This window comes from Flavobacterium sp. (genome assembly GCF_027484205.1).
Taxonomy (GTDB): domain Bacteria; phylum Bacteroidota; class Bacteroidia; order Flavobacteriales; family Flavobacteriaceae; genus Flavobacterium.
The window spans coordinates 179,136-197,824 of record NZ_JAIXUB010000009.1; the positions used below are offsets into that span (position 1 = coordinate 179,136).

18 protein-coding genes are annotated in these 18,689 nt (G+C 30.9%); 10 read left to right on the forward strand and 8 right to left on the reverse strand.

The genetic code is table 11. The features are described 5' to 3' along the window. Positions 1-117 precede the first annotated feature (117 nt). The gene (locus tag Q0049_RS03430) at positions 118-1,914 is read left to right on the forward strand and encodes a T9SS type A sorting domain-containing protein (RefSeq protein WP_298116588.1); all 1,797 of its coding nucleotides are present in this window, start codon (positions 118-120) and stop codon (positions 1,912-1,914) included. A 14-nt stretch (positions 1,915-1,928) separates the two neighbouring features. Continuing rightward, positions 1,929-2,429 carry a hypothetical protein gene (locus Q0049_RS03435; RefSeq protein WP_298116589.1) on the forward strand — a complete coding sequence of 167 codons (501 nt, stop codon included), beginning with the start codon at positions 1,929-1,931 and terminating at the stop codon, positions 2,427-2,429. Between the two features lie 84 nt (positions 2,430-2,513). Here Q0049_RS03435 and Q0049_RS03440 read toward each other — a convergent pair whose 3' ends face one another. The 3 genes from Q0049_RS03440 to Q0049_RS03450 are packed head-to-tail and all read right to left on the reverse strand — an operon-like array spanning position 2,514 to position 5,785. Next, positions 2,514-3,596, reverse strand: coding sequence for a hypothetical protein (locus tag Q0049_RS03440; RefSeq protein ID WP_298116590.1), 1,083 nt, complete (start codon positions 3,594-3,596; stop codon positions 2,514-2,516). A gap of 6 nt (positions 3,597-3,602) precedes the next feature. Next, the gene (locus Q0049_RS03445) at positions 3,603-5,291 is read right to left on the reverse strand and encodes a DUF6029 family protein (protein WP_298116591.1); all 1,689 of its coding nucleotides are present in this window, start codon (positions 5,289-5,291) and stop codon (positions 3,603-3,605) included. A 17-nt stretch (positions 5,292-5,308) separates the two neighbouring features. Beyond that, a complete protein-coding gene (locus tag Q0049_RS03450; RefSeq protein WP_298116592.1) occupies positions 5,309-5,785 on the reverse strand; it encodes a TlpA disulfide reductase family protein in 477 nt (158 codons plus the stop codon). 99 nt (positions 5,786-5,884) lie between these two features. Here Q0049_RS03450 and Q0049_RS03455 point away from each other — a divergent pair, with 99 nt between their 5' ends. The 5 genes from Q0049_RS03455 to Q0049_RS03475 all read left to right on the forward strand — a co-directional run bounded on the left by Q0049_RS03455 (position 5,885) and on the right by Q0049_RS03475 (position 8,609). Beyond that, positions 5,885-6,715 (forward strand): Omp28-related outer membrane protein, encoded by an 831-nt coding sequence (locus Q0049_RS03455; protein ID WP_298116593.1) that lies wholly within the window; start codon positions 5,885-5,887, stop codon positions 6,713-6,715. A gap of 85 nt (positions 6,716-6,800) precedes the next feature. Further along, positions 6,801-6,974 (forward strand): hypothetical protein, encoded by a 174-nt coding sequence (locus Q0049_RS03460; protein WP_298116594.1) that lies wholly within the window; start codon positions 6,801-6,803, stop codon positions 6,972-6,974. Positions 6,975-7,007: 33 nt separating this feature from the next. Next, positions 7,008-7,460 (forward strand): 6-carboxytetrahydropterin synthase, encoded by a 453-nt coding sequence (locus tag Q0049_RS03465; protein WP_298116620.1) that lies wholly within the window; start codon positions 7,008-7,010, stop codon positions 7,458-7,460. Between the two features lie 17 nt (positions 7,461-7,477). Beyond that, positions 7,478-8,227: a UDP-2,3-diacylglucosamine diphosphatase gene (locus Q0049_RS03470; protein WP_298116595.1), complete on the forward strand. Its 750-nt coding sequence runs from the start codon at positions 7,478-7,480 to the stop codon at positions 8,225-8,227. Further along, positions 8,217-8,609, forward strand: a complete 393-nt coding sequence (locus Q0049_RS03475; RefSeq protein WP_298116596.1) for a hypothetical protein — start codon at positions 8,217-8,219, stop codon at positions 8,607-8,609. The genes Q0049_RS03470 and Q0049_RS03475 overlap by 11 nt, the downstream gene beginning before the upstream one ends. Before the next feature lie 19 nt (positions 8,610-8,628). On the opposite strand, the gene Q0049_RS03480 is transcribed toward Q0049_RS03475, so the two are convergent. The 5 genes from Q0049_RS03480 to Q0049_RS03500 form a co-directional block, all read right to left on the reverse strand. Next, complete coding sequence (locus Q0049_RS03480) at positions 8,629-9,288, reverse strand: peptidoglycan-binding domain-containing protein (RefSeq protein ID WP_298116597.1); 660 nt, start codon at positions 9,286-9,288, stop codon at positions 8,629-8,631. A 60-nt stretch (positions 9,289-9,348) separates the two neighbouring features. Beyond that, positions 9,349-11,049: a single-stranded-DNA-specific exonuclease RecJ gene (gene recJ / locus Q0049_RS03485; protein ID WP_298116598.1), complete on the reverse strand. Its 1,701-nt coding sequence runs from the start codon at positions 11,047-11,049 to the stop codon at positions 9,349-9,351. 95 nt (positions 11,050-11,144) lie between these two features. After that, a complete protein-coding gene (locus Q0049_RS03490) occupies positions 11,145-11,492 on the reverse strand; it encodes a HopJ type III effector protein (protein ID WP_298116599.1) in 348 nt (115 codons plus the stop codon). After that, positions 11,485-12,189 (reverse strand): 16S rRNA (cytidine(1402)-2'-O)-methyltransferase, encoded by a 705-nt coding sequence (gene rsmI, locus Q0049_RS03495; RefSeq protein WP_298116601.1) that lies wholly within the window; start codon positions 12,187-12,189, stop codon positions 11,485-11,487. Before rsmI ends, Q0049_RS03490 begins: the two co-directional genes overlap by 8 nt. Further along, entirely contained in the window at positions 12,190-13,140 is a 951-nt protein-coding gene (locus tag Q0049_RS03500) for a hypothetical protein (RefSeq protein ID WP_298116604.1), read from the reverse strand. Between the two features lie 99 nt (positions 13,141-13,239). Between Q0049_RS03500 and Q0049_RS03505 the strand changes: the two genes are divergently transcribed. The 3 genes from Q0049_RS03505 to Q0049_RS03515 all read left to right on the forward strand — a co-directional run. Continuing rightward, on the forward strand, positions 13,240-13,866 hold the full coding sequence (locus Q0049_RS03505; protein WP_298116606.1) for a thymidine kinase: 627 nt from the start codon (positions 13,240-13,242) through the stop codon (positions 13,864-13,866). Positions 13,867-13,872: 6 nt separating this feature from the next. After that, positions 13,873-16,317, forward strand: a complete 2,445-nt coding sequence (locus Q0049_RS03510) for a bifunctional UDP-N-acetylmuramoyl-tripeptide:D-alanyl-D-alanine ligase/alanine racemase (RefSeq protein WP_298116608.1) — start codon at positions 13,873-13,875, stop codon at positions 16,315-16,317. A gap of 66 nt (positions 16,318-16,383) precedes the next feature. Then, the coding region (locus tag Q0049_RS03515; protein WP_298116610.1) for a leucine-rich repeat domain-containing protein at positions 16,384-18,689 on the forward strand (2,306 nt) is incomplete at its 3' end.

The following is an 18,689-nucleotide window of genomic DNA, read 5'->3' on the forward strand; positions in this document are numbered from 1 at the left end:
ATTCTAAAAATCAATGAATTGACTAAAAAAATGTTAAGATAATATTGTTTTTATATTATTTTTTTTTCTATCATTGCATACTTAAAAAAAACTAACAACTAACAAACTACACTTTCAATGAAAAAAATTACTTATTTATTTTTCTTTTTTGCAGTTTTACAAGGTAATGCTCAGGTTATATCTGAAACTTTTGATACAGCATTAAACTGGACAGTTTCACATCCAACAGGTTCAGCAACTAATGCTGGTTGGTCGCAAGTAGCAACTGGTTCAAATCCAAACTGTTCGCCTTACGCTGGTGCAGGAATGGCAAAATTTGCATCTTATGATGTTGCAGCAGGAAATGTTTATGTTTTAACTTCTCCTTTGTTTACACTTTCAAGCGCTAATACATACAAAGTAAAATTTAGTATGTACAGAGATGGAGCTTATCCAACGGATGCTGATAAAGTTATGGTTTACCTTTCTACAAGTCCATTATCAAATGGTACTAACTTATTAGGAACAGTGAATCGTTCAATATCTTTAACTCCAGTTGTTTCAGCTGAAGGTTGGTATAATTATTCATTTAATATACCTGCTGGAACTAATGGAAATAGATACATAAGACTTTCCGCAACTTCACAATATGGTAACAATATTTATTTTGATAATATTTCTGTAAATCAAATTGTAACAAACGATGCTGAATTAAATACAGTTGCAACTCCTAGCGTTGTTCTTCCTGGAACAAAAACAATCTCTGGAGTTTTTGCAAATGGAGGTTCAAATAACATCACTAGCGCTACAATAAATTGGCAAATAAATGGTGGTACAATTAATTCTCAAAATTTAACAGGTTTAAATATTACTCCAGGTCAAACTTATAACTACTCACATACTACTACATGGAATGCTACTCCTGGAACTTATTCTTTAAAAGTTTGGGTGAGTAATCCAAATGGAGTTACGGATGCATTTCCTGCAAATAATGAAATAACAAAAACGGTTAGTGTTGCAAGTAATTCTACAACAAGAAGACCAATGTATGAGAAATTTACGAGTTCAACTTGTGGACCATGTGCAAGTTTTAATGGTTCATACTTCACTCCATTTTATGGAACAAATGGAAGTAATATTTCATTAATTAACTACCAAGTGAACTGGCCAGGAAGTGGTGATCCTTATTATACTGCTGAGGTTGGTTCAAGAAGAGGATATTATAGTGTAAGTGCTGCTCCAACACTTTTTGTTGATGCTGTTGATGCTACAAATTCAAGTGTTACTGGACTTCAAGCAGATTATACTGCAGCTGCAGCTAAACCAGCTTATTTTGCATTAAGTGCTACTAAAAATTTAGTTGGAACTACAATGTCAGTTAATGTTACTTCAACTCCTTATCTTGATGGAGCTTATAAATTATATGTTGCAGTAGTTGAAAAAACAACTACTGGAAACGTTGCTAGTAATGGTGAATCATCGTTTAAAAATGTAATGATGAAAATGATGCCTGATGCAAATGGAACAGTTATAAACTGTACTCACGATGTGCCAGTTACCACTTCAATTACAACAAATTTATCTGGAACATTTATCGAAGATTATTCTGATTTAGAGGTTGTTGTTTTTGTTCAAAATAATGCAACTAAAGAAATTATGCAATCAACTTATGCGATTGATCAAGCTCTAGCTACAGATGGCTTTTCAATTGCTAAAATAAATGTTTATCCAAATCCATCAAACGGATTGATTACTATTGATTCAACAACAGCAGTTGATGTTACCATTAGTGATTTAACTGGGAAAGTAGTTTATTCTGCTAAACAAATTACAAATCAGTCACCATTAAACTTAACTAATTTACAAAAAGGTATTTACTTAGTAAAAATGGCTAATGAAAATGGAGAGCAAACAGAAAAAATTGTATTAAAATAATTAAACTATAAATCATGAAAAAAATCTTTTTATTATTATTCGCATCATTAACTGTTTTAAGTTGTTCAAGTGATGATAATGGCGGCGGCGGTGAAATGAAAATCACCAAACTTGACGGAACTGAAATTAAAAATGGTGATGTTATTAATGTAACAACTACAGGAGACGATAATGCTTTAGTTTCGTTTTATGTTAAAAATACATCTTCATCAGCAATCAATGTTAAAGCTAGACTAGTTTCTGCTACAAATAATGAAACTGATATGCAGTTTTGTTTCGGACAAGTATGTTATTCTGCTGTTGCGGTTGGAAGTGAATATCCTTTAGATAGAAATGAAGTAATTACTGTTCCTGCTAAAGGTCAAATTGGTGGTGAATCTTTCCACTTTCAAAATTATGCTTCGAGTTCAAGTCCAATTGATTATGTTTTTGAATTTTTTCAATACAATGAAAACGATGAAGAAGTTGGAAATAAAGTAACAGTTACTTACAGATATACTCCAAGTGCAGGTTAGTCTTAAAAGTATATAATATTTTAAAAAAGCCATCAGTTTATGATGGCTTTTTTTATGGTTTATTTTTCACAAAAATAGTTTTTTTTATGGGCAATCTGTAAGTGAATTGATCCATTGTTCCATTAATTGAACAGCTTCTTCTTGAACAATCGTTCTTCCAAGAAAAGGCATTCTATAATAAGGATCATTAGTGTTAATTCTATAATACAATAGTGATTGATTTATATTTCCTGGTTTTATAATTCTTCCTTCAATTCCTGGAACAATGTGATTTGGAGAAACACATACACCCATTTTTGTTTGATCAACAGTTTCATTAAAAGCAAATTTTAGATTAAAGAAATTTGCATAACCACCATCTTGATGACAATGTGCACAGTTGGAATCAAAATAAGAGCGAACTCTTAATTCTAAAGGTTTGCTCGTGTCTTTATAATTTACAACTGAAATAATATTAGAAGGCAAATTATTTTCTAAATAACCAAAATTAACCCATTTTTTGAGTTGGTTTTTTGTTCCATCAGTAAATGCATAATTGAAGTTTAGGTTTTGAGGTTTTATTCCAATTGGTTTTTTTGAACCTGAAATAGTATGACATCCTGCACATTGCATTTCATTTGGAATAACATAATCAATAGTTTTTTGAACAGAATTTTCAACAAATGTTATAGGTGTTGTACTTCCTTGTAAATCTAAAAAAGCTTCTGTTTGTTCAGTATTCCAAACATAATTTGCATAAATCCAACCATCATTTTTTCTAATCATAATTCTAGTCTCAACAATTCTAGTTGTATTTGATGGTTGAACATTATTGTAATAGAAACTTTTAATCAAAGCTGCACCAATAGGCAATTTTAAAATGGAATGGTCGTTTACATAAGTTGCTTTTTCGCCATTTGGCATCCAAACAAACCTTTTTTTCTGAGCATAGTCTGTAAATAATTCGCTTTCGGGTTTGTATGGCAAAACTCCATAAGAAGGTTTTTGACTTTTTATATCACCTTCAAAAAACTTATAATCAGATAATTTAATATAAGGAACTTGAGTCAAATCCATCACAACAGGAGATTCTATTGAGGTGTAATTTTCATCTGAATTACAGGAATAAAAAAATAGCATACAAAAACTATAAAGTATTAAGGATGCTATTTTTTTGGTAATTTTCATATTATTTTAGAATGAAGTGTTTAATGATAATGAAACTCCTGAACTTTCTGGAACAAATCGACAAACACCACCAACACAAACTAATCCACCTCTTTGTCTTCCGTAGTTAAGCGCAATTCTTGTTGAATTCTTTCTAAATGCTCCACCAAAATTGTAATAATGATTTTGTAAATAATCTACATCATTTCCGTAGTTGTATAAGTCAGAAACATAGAATGATAATTTAGAATTAAGATTCATTTCAACAGTTGCACCTGCCCAATTTTTTTTATCTGAATCTGCCCACATATGTTCTCCAAGAACTCTTATAGAACGCGATGAAGTAAATTTATAGGTTGCTTCAGCGGCAAGAATATTTGTGTTAACTTCACCTGAAGTTTCTTGAATCATTTTTTTGTTATAATATTGATTGATATAACTAAAAATAGATTGCCATTTAGAATTCCATTTTTTAGTAACCTCTACATTATAATCTGTGAAATATCTTTTCCCAAAACCAAAGAAATCTGTTTTATAATCTTGAGGACTCCCAATATAAAAAGTACCCGATAAAGCATTCCAGTTAGAAATGTTTAAAGCTACTTTTGTACCATATTTTCCGCCAAGTTTTGTACCTTTTTTAAAATCGTAAAATAAATCTACTTGACCACCAATTTCACCAGCTTTGACAATTTCAGTATCGGCAAGAATTACATTTGGTTGTGCTTGATAAACATAAATATTAGCTAAATTATAGTGGTGTTGCTTCGTTAAACTTGGAATAAAATTCATAATTCTGTCGTTAAACGAATTTCCTTTTGCGCCACGTTCAGAAAAGAAACTCATGTTTTCTAATCTTCTAAAAGAGGCATCAACACCAAATCCTTTTTTTGAATAACCTAAATTCAGTAATAAAGCATTTCCTGGCTTAATTAAGCCATTATTTACTTGGTCTTGAACCTGAACAACCGCATCATTTGATTTGTAATCATATTCAGTTGCGAAATAAAAAGCTTCGTGATTGAAGTTTAATCTTCCTGCAAAACCATTTGTTAAACTATTGAATTCAGGATTGGCAACATTAGTTTTTTCATCTCTTCCTACGTATGTTAATCCTAGAGATAAATCGGTAGTTTTATATTTTAAAATATCAGATAATACTATTTCCGTATCAATTCCATATACTTTTCCTTTGGAAACATCAAAACCTGTTCTTTGCTGACCATAAATAGATTTGAAAGTCAAAAATTTTGTTGGTTTGAAAATTACTCTTCCGCCACGCAAAGCATTATTTATTCCTAAAGCTCTGTCTTCCCAACTTCTGTATAATAAACCACTTCCAAATTGTTCGTAGAAATAACCTGCTGTTACATCAATTTTTTCGGTTTTAAATTGAAGAAAATAAGTTGCAACATTGGTACCTTTATATTTTGGATTCATGTTTAAAAGTGCATCTTCTTGAAAAGATTCGCCTTGAATTCCTGCTGCCCAATTTTTATAGGTATAATTTAAAAAGAGATAATTATTTGAACGTATTGGCTTTTCTGGATGTGCTGTTGGATTATCGAATTCATCTTTTAAACCAGTATCATTTAAATACCATTGCGAATTAGATTCAAAACCTCCAAAAAAGTTTCCCTTTTCTTTTTCTTTCTCTTGAGAAAAAACGGTTATTGGAAGTAAAATTAAAAGTAGTTTAGTTAAAGTTTGTTTCATTTTAGGAGTGTAGTTTTTTACAAGGATTTTAATTTTTTATATAATTCTTCTTCACTTCCAGGAACATATCCATTTTGAATGTGAACAATTTGATTGTTTTTTACCACGATAGTATAAGGAATATTTACGATAGATAAAGCTCTTTTGAAATCTTGATTTGTATCCAATAAAATTTTGTATTCCCAACCTTTACCGTTGATTAATGGTTTTACTCTTTTTTGAGTTCTTGAATCATCAGTCGATACTGCAATTACTTCAAAATTTAAATCCTTTTTCCATTCCTCTTGAACATCATTCATTTCATCTAACTCATTGATACACGGCGCACACCAGGTTGCCCAAAATGAAAATACATACAATTTATCTTTTTCGGAGAAATCATTTTTTAAAGAAAACTTTTTCCCCTCTAAATCTGAAAGATTCAAGTCAGGAAGATTATTTTGAGCAAATAAATTAAAAGAAGTTAAAAGCAATAAAAGAGCAATTTTTTTCATAAATTATTGTATTAGAGTTGCAAATAAATAAATAATAATAATAAGATTAAAGTTTTTTTTGTTTTATTTGCAATCAATAATCATGCAATTTTTATAATTATGAAAAAGATTCAATTTTTGACTTTATTTATTGTTGCAATTTTATTTTCATCTTGCAACGATACTGTCGTTATTGAAAATAATTCTAATAACAATAACAACGAAGAGCCCATTTCTGGTCAGTTTAAAAAAAGAGTTTTAATTGAAGATTATACTGGAACTTGGTGTGGAAACTGTACAAGAGTTGCTTATGCTATTGAACAAGTAAAAGAGGAAACAGATAATGTTGTATCTGTTGCTATTCACAATGGAAATGATCCTTACCACTTTGAAGGAATTGATCCATTAAAAAATTTAATTTCTCCAAATAATGCATTAGCATTGCCTGTTTCTCGATTAAACAGAGTAGTTGTTTGGACATTTCCTGAAACTTCTAATATTCAACAAGCAGTTGATTTGACAGGTAAAAATACAGGTTTAGGTTTGGCAATGAATTCATCATTAGTTGATAATGTTGTTAATCTTGATGTAAATGTGAAATTTGCTCAGGATTATTCAGATTTAAAACTAGTTGTTTATCTTCTAGAAGATGGGTTAGTTTATGAACAAACTAATTATACTATTTATTATGATGGCGAAGATCATATTGCTGATTTTGTTCACAATCATGTTCTTCGAGTTTCAATGACAGATATTTTAGGTGAGAATATTACCGATGCAACAACTTTAGGTAGTACAGTTACTAAATCATTCTCAATTCCTGTTCCATCAAATATTGAAAATGCATCAAACATTAGTTTCGTTGCTTTTGTTGTAGGAAGTGATAACAAAACAATTAATTCAAGAGCTTCACATATAAATGAAAATCAAGAGTTTGAACAAAATCCATAAATTTCAATCAAAAAATATAAGTTAAGGTTGCTCATAAGGCAACCTTATTTTTTTGTAAATTTGTATAATAATTAAAATTCTTCAGATGAAGTTCCTATTTATTTTTCTTCAAGTTGCTATTGATGAAAAACTTAAAAACGCACCTGATTCAAGCTATCAAACTGGAATAATAATTGGTTCATTTGTGCCATTCGTTCTTTTAGTTGGAATTGCTTACTATATGTACTATCGTTCAAAAAACAGAAAAGACTTAGAGTAAAATTCCTTAAATTTGCAATCTAAAATCTTTATGATGAGTAAAATCAGAATTACAAAACAGTTTTCTTTTGAAACAGGTCATGCACTTTATGGCTACGATGGAAAATGTAAAAATGTTCATGGTCATAGTTACAAACTGTCTGTAACCGTAATTGGAACACCAATAACCGATTCGAATAATGTAAAATTCGGAATGGTAATTGATTTTTCTGATTTGAAAAAAATTGTTCGTGAAGAAATTGTAGATGTTTTTGATCATGCTACAGTTTTTAATAAAAACACACCACATGTTGAGTTAGCTCAAGAACTAAAAAATCGTGGACATCATGTGATTTTAGTAGATTATCAGCCTACAAGTGAAAATATGGTAATTGATTTTGCTAAGAAAATTCAAGACAGGTTGCCAAATAATATTCAATTACATTCCTTAAAATTGCAAGAAACAGAAAGCTCATTTGCCGAATGGTACGCTTCTGATAATTTGTAATTTACTATTTTTACAAAATGTCAAACAAAAAAATCTATTTCGCTTCCGATCAACATTTTGGAGCTCCAACGCCCGAAGCTAGTTTTCCGCGTGAGCAAAAATTTGTAGCTTGGTTGGATGAAGTTAAAAAAGATGCCGAAGCCATATTTCTACTGGGTGATTTGTTTGATTTTTGGTTCGAATATAAAACTGTAGTTCCAAAAGGATTTGTTAGAGTTTTAGGGAAGTTAGCCGAAATACGCGACAGTGGAATTCCTATTTATTTCTTCGTCGGAAACCATGATTTATGGATGAATGATTATTTTCAAAAAGAACTAAATATTCCAGTTTATCATGATAACAAAGAATTTACTTTCAACAATAAAACGTTTTTAATTGGTCATGGCGATGGAAAAGGTCCAGGTGACAAAGGTTACAAACGAATGAAGAAAGTATTCGTTCATCCGTTTTCAAAATGGTTGTACCGTTGGCTTCATCCAGACATCGGAATGAAATTAGCTCAATATCTTTCCGTAAAAAACAAATTAATTTCTGGAGCAGAAGACGTAAAATACTTAGGCGAAGACAACGAATGGTTAATTTTATACGCTAAGAAAAAATTAGAAACCAAACATTATAATTACCTGATTTTTGGCCACAGACATCTACCAATGACTTTAAAAATTGGTGAAAATTCAGAATATGTAAATCTTGGTGATTGGATTGGCTACTTTACTTACGGAGTTTTTGATGGTGAAAACTTTGAGCTTAAGACCTATGGAAACTAATAATCATAGCTATAAGATTGTTTTAATATTATTAGTTCAGCTAGTAGTAATTTCATGTGCGAAAAATAATTTTCAATTAGGTGTTGAGCGAAAATCACCTGAAAATAAAATTCATTACGAGAACTTTTTTGTCACATTTCATATCAGAGATTCACATACTTTTTTAAATCTTACAGATGTAACTATTGTTCTAAATAAAAATAAAGAATTTATTTCGGATAAAAATGGGGAGTTCAAATATTACGCAAAAAAAGGTGATATTTTGGTTTTTAAAATGAAAGGATATGAAACTCATGAAGCAACTATTGAAAATGATCAATATCTAAATTATCTGATAGTTATAGACCTAAAAAAAATTCCAATAATTAGAAACATTCCATAAAAAAGTAATTTTGAAAAATTTACCTAAGCAGATAATCTAAAGTTACAGCATCTACTTTTCCATCTGGAAACAAACCGTTTTTTTGTTCAAATTCACCAACAGCTTTAAAAGTAATATCTCTAAAAAGACCATCAATAGGAATGTTGTGTCCTTTTTTTACTAATATTTTTTGTAATTCATAAACGAAAGAACTGTAATCACCTACTTTCAAACTGTACTTTTCAGGATTGCTTTTAAAGGTATCCATCAAAAATTTTCTTTTAACGAATTCATCATACTCTTTTCCTTTAAATCCGCTAGTTTCAAAGGCAATTACATCTTTATCATTTAGTCCTTCACTTTTCATTTTAGCCGATTCAATCAAACGTTTTTCATACATTTTAACGATACCTAATTTCTTAGTGTATTCGTTTACCAATGCTTTTGTGTCATCATCGTCATCGTCAGGATTTCTTACATCTACATCATTATTTGCCCATGATAATCTTACAAAACCATTAACATCTTCAATAGCTTGATTATAATTTTGTACAATCGTTTGATCATGATAATTTAAATCAATTTTTTGATTGCTAACATAATCTGTTCCTGGCGAATGAAAACGTTGGTAATCACTATATAAATTATAGCCTAAAATTAATACAATTACTGATAAAAGCACAATGATAATCTGCTTCATAATAAATAGAGGTTATTTTGTAGACAAAAATAGACAAAATTCACGTTACAATTTGTAGTATTAATTCTTCAAATCTTTTAAACGCAATTGAATGGTTACATTTCCGTTAAACTCATTTTCGTCAATGCAATAAACAATATCAAATGGTTTTTGATTTTTAACAGCATCTAATTTGGTTCCTAATCCAAAACCAATTGCTCCAAAACCTTCTTTCCCGATACTTCGGGATTGTTTTACAAATAACTTTAAATGTTCGTTGTCTTTTCCTAGTGGCTTTGCATAACCTGTATCTTTTACATTTTTAGTCATAAAAACAGGTGTCATATTTTGTGGTCCAAAAGGTTCAAACTGACTTAATAATCGAATCAACTTTGGATTAATATCTGAAAAATTGATTTCTAAATCCACAGAAATTTCTGGAATTAATAAATCAGGGTGAATGGTTTTTTGAACTTCTTTTTCAAAAGCATCTTTAAATTTTTGGTAATTCTCTTCTTTCAAAGTCATTCCAGCAGCATACATGTGTCCACCAAATTGTTCCAAATGTTCTGAGCAAGCTTCAAGTGCATTATAAATATCAAAATCTTTAACCGAACGTGCTGAAGCAGCTAATTTATCGCCACTTTTGGTAAAAACAATCGTTGGTCGATAATAGGTTTCTGTCAATCGTGATGCGACAATTCCGATGACGCCTTTGTGCCAATTTTCTTGATAAACTACAGTTGTGAATTTCTCTTTTTCGTTATTGGTTTCTATTTGCGAAAGCGCTTCAATAGTAATTTGTTTGTCTAAATCTTTTCGGTCGGCATTGTGTTGTTCAATTTCGGAAGCAAAAATTTCTGCTTGTTCTAAATCAAATTCGGTCAATAAAGCAACCGCTTCGTTTCCGTGTTTTATTCTTCCAGCGGCGTTAATTCTCGGTGCAATAATGAAAACAACATCGGTTATTGTAAGCACCTTTTTCTTAACATTCTGAATCAATGCTTTTATTCCTGGTCTTGGATTAGAGTTGATAACTTCCAAACCAAATTTTGCCAAAACTCGATTTTCACCAGTTATCGGAACAATGTCTGCAGCAATGGCTGTGGCAACCAAATCTAAATAAGGAATTAAATCAAAAATAGATTGATTTCTGTTTTCGGCCAACGCTTGAATGAGTTTGAAACCTACACCACAACCGCAAAGTTCGTCATAAGGATAAGTGCAATCGTCACGTTTTGGATCTAAAACTGCAACCGCATTAGGTAATTCATTTCCAGGTCGATGGTGATCACAAATGATAAAATCGATGTTTTTTGCATTCGCATAAGCAACGTGATCGATGGATTTTATACCACAATCAAGCGCAATTATTAACGAAATTCCGTTGTCGTCGGCATAGTCGATTCCTTTATAGGAAATTCCGTAACCTTCGTCGTATCTATCTGGAATGTAAGTAGCAATATTTGGATAATAACTTTTTAAATAGGATGAAACCAATGAAACAGCAGTAGTTCCATCGACATCATAATCGCCAAAAACTAGAATGTTTTCTCCGTTTTCAATAGCTTTTTCAATGCGAGAAACCGCTTTGTCCATATCTTTCATCAGATAAGGATTGTGCAAATCTTCTAAAGTTGGGCGAAAAAATGTTTTGGCTTGGTCGTAGGTTGTAATACCTCTTTGTACTAATAAAGTCGCAATAATTTCATCGACTTGAAGTTCGTTTTGTAGTTTTTGAACTTGTTCTTTTTCTGGCTTCGATTGTAATGTCCAACGCATAGGATATTAGATTTTTGATATTAGATTTTGGCGTGTAAATGTTTTGTAAAGGTATAAAAAAATAGAACTATTTTAAAAACAAGTTATTATGTTACTTATTTCAACTCCAAAGCTTCACCATCAAATGAAATTCCATCCCAACCAAAGGTCATAAAATTTCTAATATTTTGATGATCAATTCCATCAGGATTTTTTAAAACATCATCAAAATAATAACTTCCAAAAAGCGATAAAGTTTCGTCTTTTTCTAAATTATTTATTTTGGCGAAAGCGAAAATTTTGCAAGAACCATTATTTTCGCCGGCATTATTTAGTTGATTTCCGTTTTTGAAACTAGTAGGAGTGAAGTTGTAATTTGAATCAATTACTTCAATTGTTTCTTGAAAGGTTATTAATTTTGGATTTTGTTTTACTTTATTTAAAAAGTTATCAATGTTACTCATCGTGGTCTTTTCTTTTGTCTTTTACTGAAATTTTTCCGCTAACAACAGCAACAATTTCACCTTTAGGAGGTTTTGCCTCAAAGTGTTTTAGAACTTCTTCAGCTGTTCCGCGAATGGTTTCTTCATGTAGTTTTGATAATTCTCTTGAGATAGAAACTTGGCGTTCGGCTCCAAAATATTCTACAAATTCGGCTAAAGTTTTTACCAATTTATGTGGCGAAACATAGAAAATCATCGTTCGTGTTTCTTCTGCTAAAGCTAAATACCTTGTTTGTCTTCCTTTTTTTTCAGGTAGAAATCCTTCAAATATAAATCTATCGTTAGGCAAACCGCTATTTACTAATGCAGGTACAAAAGCGGTTGCGCCAGGCAAACAATCGACTTCAATATTGTTTTCAACGCAAGCACGTGTCAATAAAAATCCAGGATCAGAAATGGCTGGCGTTCCAGCATCAGAAATTAAAGCAATAGTTTCGCCACCTTTTAATCGAGCAATCAAATTGTCAACGGTTTTGTGTTCGTTGTGCATGTGATGGCTGTGCATGTGTGTTGAAATTTCGAAATGCTTCAGTAATTTTCCACTGGTGCGTGTGTCTTCTGCAAGAATTAAATCGGCTTCTTTTAAAACTTTTATAGCTCTAAAAGTCATGTCTTCAAGATTGCCAATTGGCGTTGGAACAATATAAAGTTTAGACATTTATAAAAACTTTTTCTCAACCAATTCAATAAATCTATCAGCATAATCGTCAGCGCCAACCCAATTGTTATAATCTGGCTTGATGATTTCGTCAATAAAATCTTTTGCTTCTCTAAAAGTGCTGAACGTATTTAATTGTGATAAAACACGGTTGTAATCTTCATTACTGTCTGCAAAAAGGAATTTTACAAATCCCATTCTGTCGTTCAATCCAATATTGATGGTTTTAGAAAGTTTATCATTCAAAGAAGGTGTTTTTCCTTCAAAACGATCTACAATAACATCATCCGATTTTTCAAAAACCTCTTTTTTAGGAGTTGGAAGGACTACATCATTTGGTTTTACAAAAACAGGCTCGGTATAATTTTGACCTAATAAATCTTCAAAAGAAATTTGTTGTGTTTCTTTTTTAGGTTCTTCTACTTTTGGTTTTTCTACTTCTTCAGTTTCAACCGGAGTTTCTGCTGCTAATTCAAAAATAGGTTCAAAATCTAAGTCGCCTTTAGCTTCACCAACAGGAACTTCTTCCTCATCAATTTCATCTTCTTCCTCAAGCGTGATTTCGCCAACAATAACTGGTTCTTCTTCAATAGCTTCTTCTTGAACTTCGGTTTCTTCAGATGCAGTAACTGTTTCTTGTTCAACAACTTTTTCAACTTCTGCTACAATTTCTTCCTTTTGTTCTTCAGCTTCAACAGTTTCTTCAACAACTACTTTTGGTGTTGCAACAACTGTTTTATTTTCAACAAAACTTTCGATTTTTTCTTCAATATCTTCGTTAGAAATCTCTGATTTTACTTGCTCATAATTATCGCCATAAAACTTCAAAACCGTTAATGCTTCGTATAATTTTTGGGTTTCATGATACAATTGATCGATTTCCGATTTGTTTTTTAATTTCAAAACTCGGTGTGCAATGCTGATTAATTCGGCTTCCAATCTTTTTTTCATAACTTTATTGGTTGAAGTGAAATATGTAGTTAGAATTTTGATATTTTTGTTTCTACAAATGTAAAGGAATTTACCTTTTTACAATAACGAAATTACAAAATGTTTCTCGAAAATACAGTAAATCATAAAGAGCAATTTGGCTGGATTGAAGTAATCTGCGGTTCGATGTTCTCAGGAAAGACCGAAGAACTTATCAGAAGACTGAAAAGAGCTCAATTTGCCAAACAAAAAGTGGAGATTTTCAAACCCGCTATCGATACTCGATATGATGAAGAAATGGTAGTTTCTCACAACAAAAACGAAATTCGCTCAACACCTGTTCCTGCTGCGGCTAATATTGCAATTTTAGCACAAGGTTGCGATGTGGTTGGTATTGACGAAGCACAGTTTTTTGATGATGAAATTGTAAAAATTTGTAATGATTTAGCCAATTCAGGAATTCGTGTTATTGTTGCTGGTTTGGATATGGATTTTAAAGGAAACCCTTTTGGACCAATGCCTGCGCTAATGGCTACTGCCGAATATGTTACTAAAGTTCACGCGGTGTGCACACGAACAGGAAACTTAGCACATTATAGTTTTAGAAAAGCAGATAGCGATAATCTTGTTTTACTTGGTGAAACAGAAGAATACGAACCATTAAGTAGAGCTGCTTACTACAAAGCTATGCGCGAAAATATGGAAGTAAAAGATGCCGAACATTTGTCGGAAGACACAAACCCATAGTCTAAATTGACACTCTCCATAAGAAATATAATCCCAATCATTAAAGCACAATTTGTTGGCATTAATGAAATTGCTGTAATCGATTCGCTTTCGATTGATAGTCGTTCGCTTCAAAATTCTGAAAGCACTTTGTTTTTCGCTATTGTTGGTCCAAATCATGACGGACATCATTATATTTCTGATTTGATTTCTAATGGTGTTTCCAATTTTGTGGTGAATCATGTTCCAGAAGAATTTGAAAACAAAGCAAATTTTTTAGTCGTAGAAAATACCCTAGAAGCACTTCAAAATTTCGCATCAACTTACAGGAGCAATTTCGATTTTCCAATTATTGGAGTTACTGGAAGTAATGGAAAGACCATCATCAAAGAATGGTTGAACTTTTTGTTAAGTCCTGATTATAATATTATTCGTTCTCCTAAAAGTTATAATTCGCAAGTTGGAGTGCCACTTTCGGTTTTAGGAATTAATGAAAAACACAATCTTGGAATTTTTGAAGCTGGAATTTCTACGATAAATGAGATGGAAAACCTTCAGAAAATCATTCAACCAACCATCGGAATTTTATCTAATATTGGTTCAGCTCACGATGAAGGTTTTGAAGATTTAGGAGAAAAAATTAAAGAAAAATTAAAACTTTTTACCTCGGTTGAAGTTTTAATAATGAATAAAAACAAAACGATTGAAGCTTTTTTAAATCCAAAAATAAATACGTTTACTTGGAGTTCAGAAGACGGTAAAGCCGATGTTTTTGTGATTGCAAAAGAGTATTCAGATCAAACTGAACTCAAAATAACCTATCACAAACTTTGTTTTAAAATTACAATTCCGTTCAATGACCAAGCATCGATTGAAAATGCTATTCAATGTTTGATGGTGCTTTTGTATTTCAAATACGATCAAGATACCATTCAAAGTCGTATGCAATTGCTGTATCCGGTAGAAATGCGCTTGAAAGTTAAAAACGGAATCAATAATACGACACTTATTGATGACAGTTATAGTTCTGATTATCAATCGTTAAAAATAGCTTTAGATTTTCTTGAAAGTCAAAAGCAGTATAAAAAGAAAACCTTAATTCTATCTGATATTTTTCAAAGTGGATTGGTTTTGGAAGAATTGTATTCTAGTGTTTCTCATTTAATTGTTTCTAATAAAATAAATCGTGTTATTGCTATTGGTCCAACAATTTCAACTTTTAAAAATAAGTTTCCAAATTGTTTAGCTTTTGAATCAACCGAAAAATTCCTTCAAAATAGTGATGCCATATCTTTTGAAAATGAAACCATTTTAATAAAAGGCGCACGACATTTTCATTTTGAAGAAATCGTTTCTTTATTAGAAGAGAAAACTCATGAAACAGTTTTAGAAATAAATTTGAATGCGATTAGTCATAACTTGAATTACTTTAAATCTAAGTTAAAACCAGAAACCAAATTGATGGTTATGGTAAAAGCTTTTGGATATGGAAATGGCGGTTATGAAATTGCCAAATTACTTTCGCATCATAAAGTAGATTATCTTGGTGTGGCTTTTGCCGATGAAGGAATTTCGTTAAAAAACGCAGGAATTGATTTGCCAATTATGGTTTTGAATCCTGAAAACACAAGTTTTTCTGCGATTATTCAGCATCAATTAGAACCCGAAATTTATTCGATAAAAGGATTGAATGCTTTTTTGAAAATTGCCGAACAAAAAAAGTTAAAGCATTTCCCAATTCACATAAAATTAGATACTGGAATGCATCGATTAGGATTTGAAGAAGAAACGATTGATGAATTAATTGCTAAACTAAAAAATAACAAAACGGTAGAAGTGAAAAGTATACTATCGCATTTGTCAGCAAGTGATGATATGAAGTTTGTTGATTTTACGCTTTCGCAAATTAAATTATTTGAAAAATTATCTTCCCAATTAATTGCAGAATTACAAATAAATCCAATTCGTCATATTTTGAACACTTCTGGAATTTCTAATTATTCCCAAGCACAATATGATATGGTTCGACTAGGAATTGGACTTTATGGTGTTTCTAACGATGAAGAGGAACAAAAACTGTTGGAAAATGTTGGTACTTTAAAATCCATAATTTCCCAAATCAGAACTATTGACGTAGGCGAAAGCGTAGGTTACAGCCGAAGATTTATGGCAACCAAAACCACAAAAGTTGCCACAATTCCAATTGGTTACGCCGACGGAATTTCAAGACATTGGGGAAATGGAGTAGGTTACGTCACCATAAAAAATAAAAAAGCACCCATTTTAGGAAGTGTTTGCATGGACATGCTCATGGTTGATATCACCGAAATTGATTGCAAAGAAGGAACCGAAGTTACCATTTTTGGGAATAACCCAACAGTAAGTTTCATGGCAAAGCAATTAGGTACCATTCCTTATGAAATAATGACAAGTATTTCACAACGAGTGAAGCGTGTTTTTTATAGAGAATAATATTTTTCTTACGCAACCATTATAAGATTTTTACATCTAAACAGTAAACACTTAAAAAAAATCACTATGAAAAAAATTTACCTTCTGTTTTTTCTTTCTTTTATAAATTTTTTTCAAGCTCAGATTGTCAATATTCCTGATGCGAATTTTAAGGCTCAGTTGTTGGAAGCGAATTCTACAAATGGAATAGCTTCTTATCAAACGCCTAATGAATTTGGTTTAGTGATTTCCTATAACAATATAGACTCAAACGGTGATGGAGAAATACAAGTTAGCGAAGCTAGTTTGATTAAATATTTGAATGTTTCAGAGGCTTCAATTTCAAATTTAGAAGGAATTTTGAGTTTTACAAATTTGCAAGTATTGTATTGTGGATATAATCAATTATCAAGTTTAAATGTAAGTGGTTTGACAAATTTACAAAGATTGGAATGCGTTTTTAATCAATTATCAAGTTTAAATGTAAGTGATTTGATAAATTTACAAAGATTATATTGTGGATATAATCAATTATCAAATGTAAATGTAAGTGGTTTGATAAATTTACAATATTTGGATTTTAGTAGTAATCAATTTTCAAGTTTAAATGTAAGTGGTTTGACAAATTTGCAATATTTGCATTGTTATGATAATCAATTAACAAGTTTAAATGTAAGTGGTTTGACAAATTTGCAACATTTGTATTGTTATGATAATCAATTACCAAGTTTAAATGTAAGTGGTTTAACAAATTTGCAACATTTGTATTGTTATGATAATCAATTACCAAGTTTAAATGTAAGTGGTTTGACAAATTTGCAACATTTGTATTGTTTTAACAATCAATTACCAAGTTTAAATGTAAGTGGTTTGACAAATTTGCAACATTTGTATTGTAATGATAATCAGTTACCAAGTTTAAATGTAAGTGGTTTAACAAATTTGCAAAAATTGACTTGTGGTTCTAATCAATTAACAAGTTTAAATGTAAGTGGTTTGACAAATTTGCAAATATTAAATTGTGCCTTTAATCAATTATCAAATGTAAATTTAAGTGGTTTGACAAATTTACAAATTTTGAATTGCACAGGTAATCAATTACCAAGTTTAGATCTAAGTGGTTTAACTAATTTGGAAGGTTTGATTTGCGAAAATAATCAATTATCATATTTGAATATAAAAAATGGATATAGTTCTTGGGGTATTTTACTTTTTCAAAATAACCCTAATCTAACTTATATCTGTGCGGATGAAGAGGATATAACATTTGTTCAATCTAAAATAAACGAATATGGCTATTCAACAACTTGCCAAGTAAATAGTTATTGTTCTTTTACACCTGGTGGAACTTATTACACCATTCAAGGAAACAATAAATTCGATGGAAATTCAAATGGTTGTGATGTATTAGATGGATTTTACCCCAATTTAAAATTTTCAATTACTGATGGTACAAATTCTGGAACATTAATTTCGAATACTTCGGGTAATTATTCAATTCCTGTTTCTGTAGGAACGCATACTTTTACACCACAATTTGAAAACCCAAGTTATTTCACGGTTTCTCCAACAAGTGCAACTGTAACTTTTCCTGCAACTGCGAGTCCATTTATTCAAAATTTTTGTATTGTTCCAAATGGTATTCATCACGATTTGGAAGTGGTTATTATTCCTTTAATTCCTGCTCGTCCGGGATTTGATGCTATTTATAAAATTAAATATAAAAACAAAGGAAATTATAATGAAACAGCAACATTGGTTTTTAATTTTGATGAAGCCGTTTTAGATTATATTTCTTCTACGTTAGCTCCAACTACTACAAGTTCAGGTTTTCTTTCTTGGAATATTGGTACAATTTCACCTTTTCAAAGTGGTGAGTTTGCATTAACCTTAAATGTGAATACACCAATGGAAACGCCTGCGGTGAATGGAGGTGATATTTTGAGTTATTCTGCAATAATTAATGGATTGAATGCTGATGAAACTCCAACTGACAATACTTTTTCTTTACGTCAAACTGTTGTAAATTCTTTTGATCCAAATGATAAAACGTGTTTAGAAGGAACAACAATTAACCCAACAATGATTGGTGAGTATGTTCATTATCAAATATGTTTTGAAAATACTGGAACTTATCCTGCTGAAAATGTTGTGGTTAAAGACATGATTGATACTACAAAGTTTGATATTTCAACGTTGCAAATAACAGACACTTCACACAGTTGCGTTACAAGAATTACAAATCCAAGCAAAGTAGAATTCATTTTTGAAAATATCAATCTTCCTTTTGATGATGCCACAAATGATGGTTATGTAGTGTTTAAAATTAAAACAAAACCTACTTTAACTGTTGGAAGTACCATTAGTAATTTAGCAAATATTTATTTTGATTA

Bases quoted from the DNA above. Each gene is read 5' to 3' on its own strand.
- Q0049_RS03430 (WP_298116588.1), top strand. From the start codon at position 118: ATGAAAAAAATTACTTATTTATTTTTCTTTTTTGCAGTTTTACAAGGT.
- Q0049_RS03445 (WP_298116591.1), bottom strand. From the start codon at position 5,291: ATGAAACAAACTTTAACTAAACTACTTTTAATTTTACTTCCAATAACC.
- Q0049_RS03460 (WP_298116594.1), top strand. From the start codon at position 6,801: ATGAAGTTCCTATTTATTTTTCTTCAAGTTGCTATTGATGAAAAACTT.
- Q0049_RS03505 (WP_298116606.1), top strand. From the start codon at position 13,240: ATGTTTCTCGAAAATACAGTAAATCATAAAGAGCAATTTGGCTGGATT.
- Q0049_RS03480 (WP_298116597.1), bottom strand. From the start codon at position 9,288: ATGAAGCAGATTATCATTGTGCTTTTATCAGTAATTGTATTAATTTTA.
- Q0049_RS03475 (WP_298116596.1), top strand. From the start codon at position 8,217: ATGGAAACTAATAATCATAGCTATAAGATTGTTTTAATATTATTAGTT.
- rsmI (WP_298116601.1), bottom strand. From the start codon at position 12,189: ATGTCTAAACTTTATATTGTTCCAACGCCAATTGGCAATCTTGAAGAC.
- Q0049_RS03490 (WP_298116599.1), bottom strand. From the start codon at position 11,492: ATGAGTAACATTGATAACTTTTTAAATAAAGTAAAACAAAATCCAAAA.
- Q0049_RS03455 (WP_298116593.1), top strand. From the start codon at position 5,885: ATGAAAAAGATTCAATTTTTGACTTTATTTATTGTTGCAATTTTATTT.
- Q0049_RS03450 (WP_298116592.1), bottom strand. From the start codon at position 5,785: ATGAAAAAAATTGCTCTTTTATTGCTTTTAACTTCTTTTAATTTATTT.
- Q0049_RS03465 (WP_298116620.1), top strand. From the start codon at position 7,008: ATGAGTAAAATCAGAATTACAAAACAGTTTTCTTTTGAAACAGGTCAT.
- Q0049_RS03500 (WP_298116604.1), bottom strand. From the start codon at position 13,140: ATGAAAAAAAGATTGGAAGCCGAATTAATCAGCATTGCACACCGAGTT.
- recJ (WP_298116598.1), bottom strand. From the start codon at position 11,049: ATGCGTTGGACATTACAATCGAAGCCAGAAAAAGAACAAGTTCAAAAA.
- Q0049_RS03435 (WP_298116589.1), top strand. From the start codon at position 1,929: ATGAAAAAAATCTTTTTATTATTATTCGCATCATTAACTGTTTTAAGT.
- Q0049_RS03470 (WP_298116595.1), top strand. From the start codon at position 7,478: ATGTCAAACAAAAAAATCTATTTCGCTTCCGATCAACATTTTGGAGCT.
- Q0049_RS03440 (WP_298116590.1), bottom strand. From the start codon at position 3,596: ATGAAAATTACCAAAAAAATAGCATCCTTAATACTTTATAGTTTTTGT.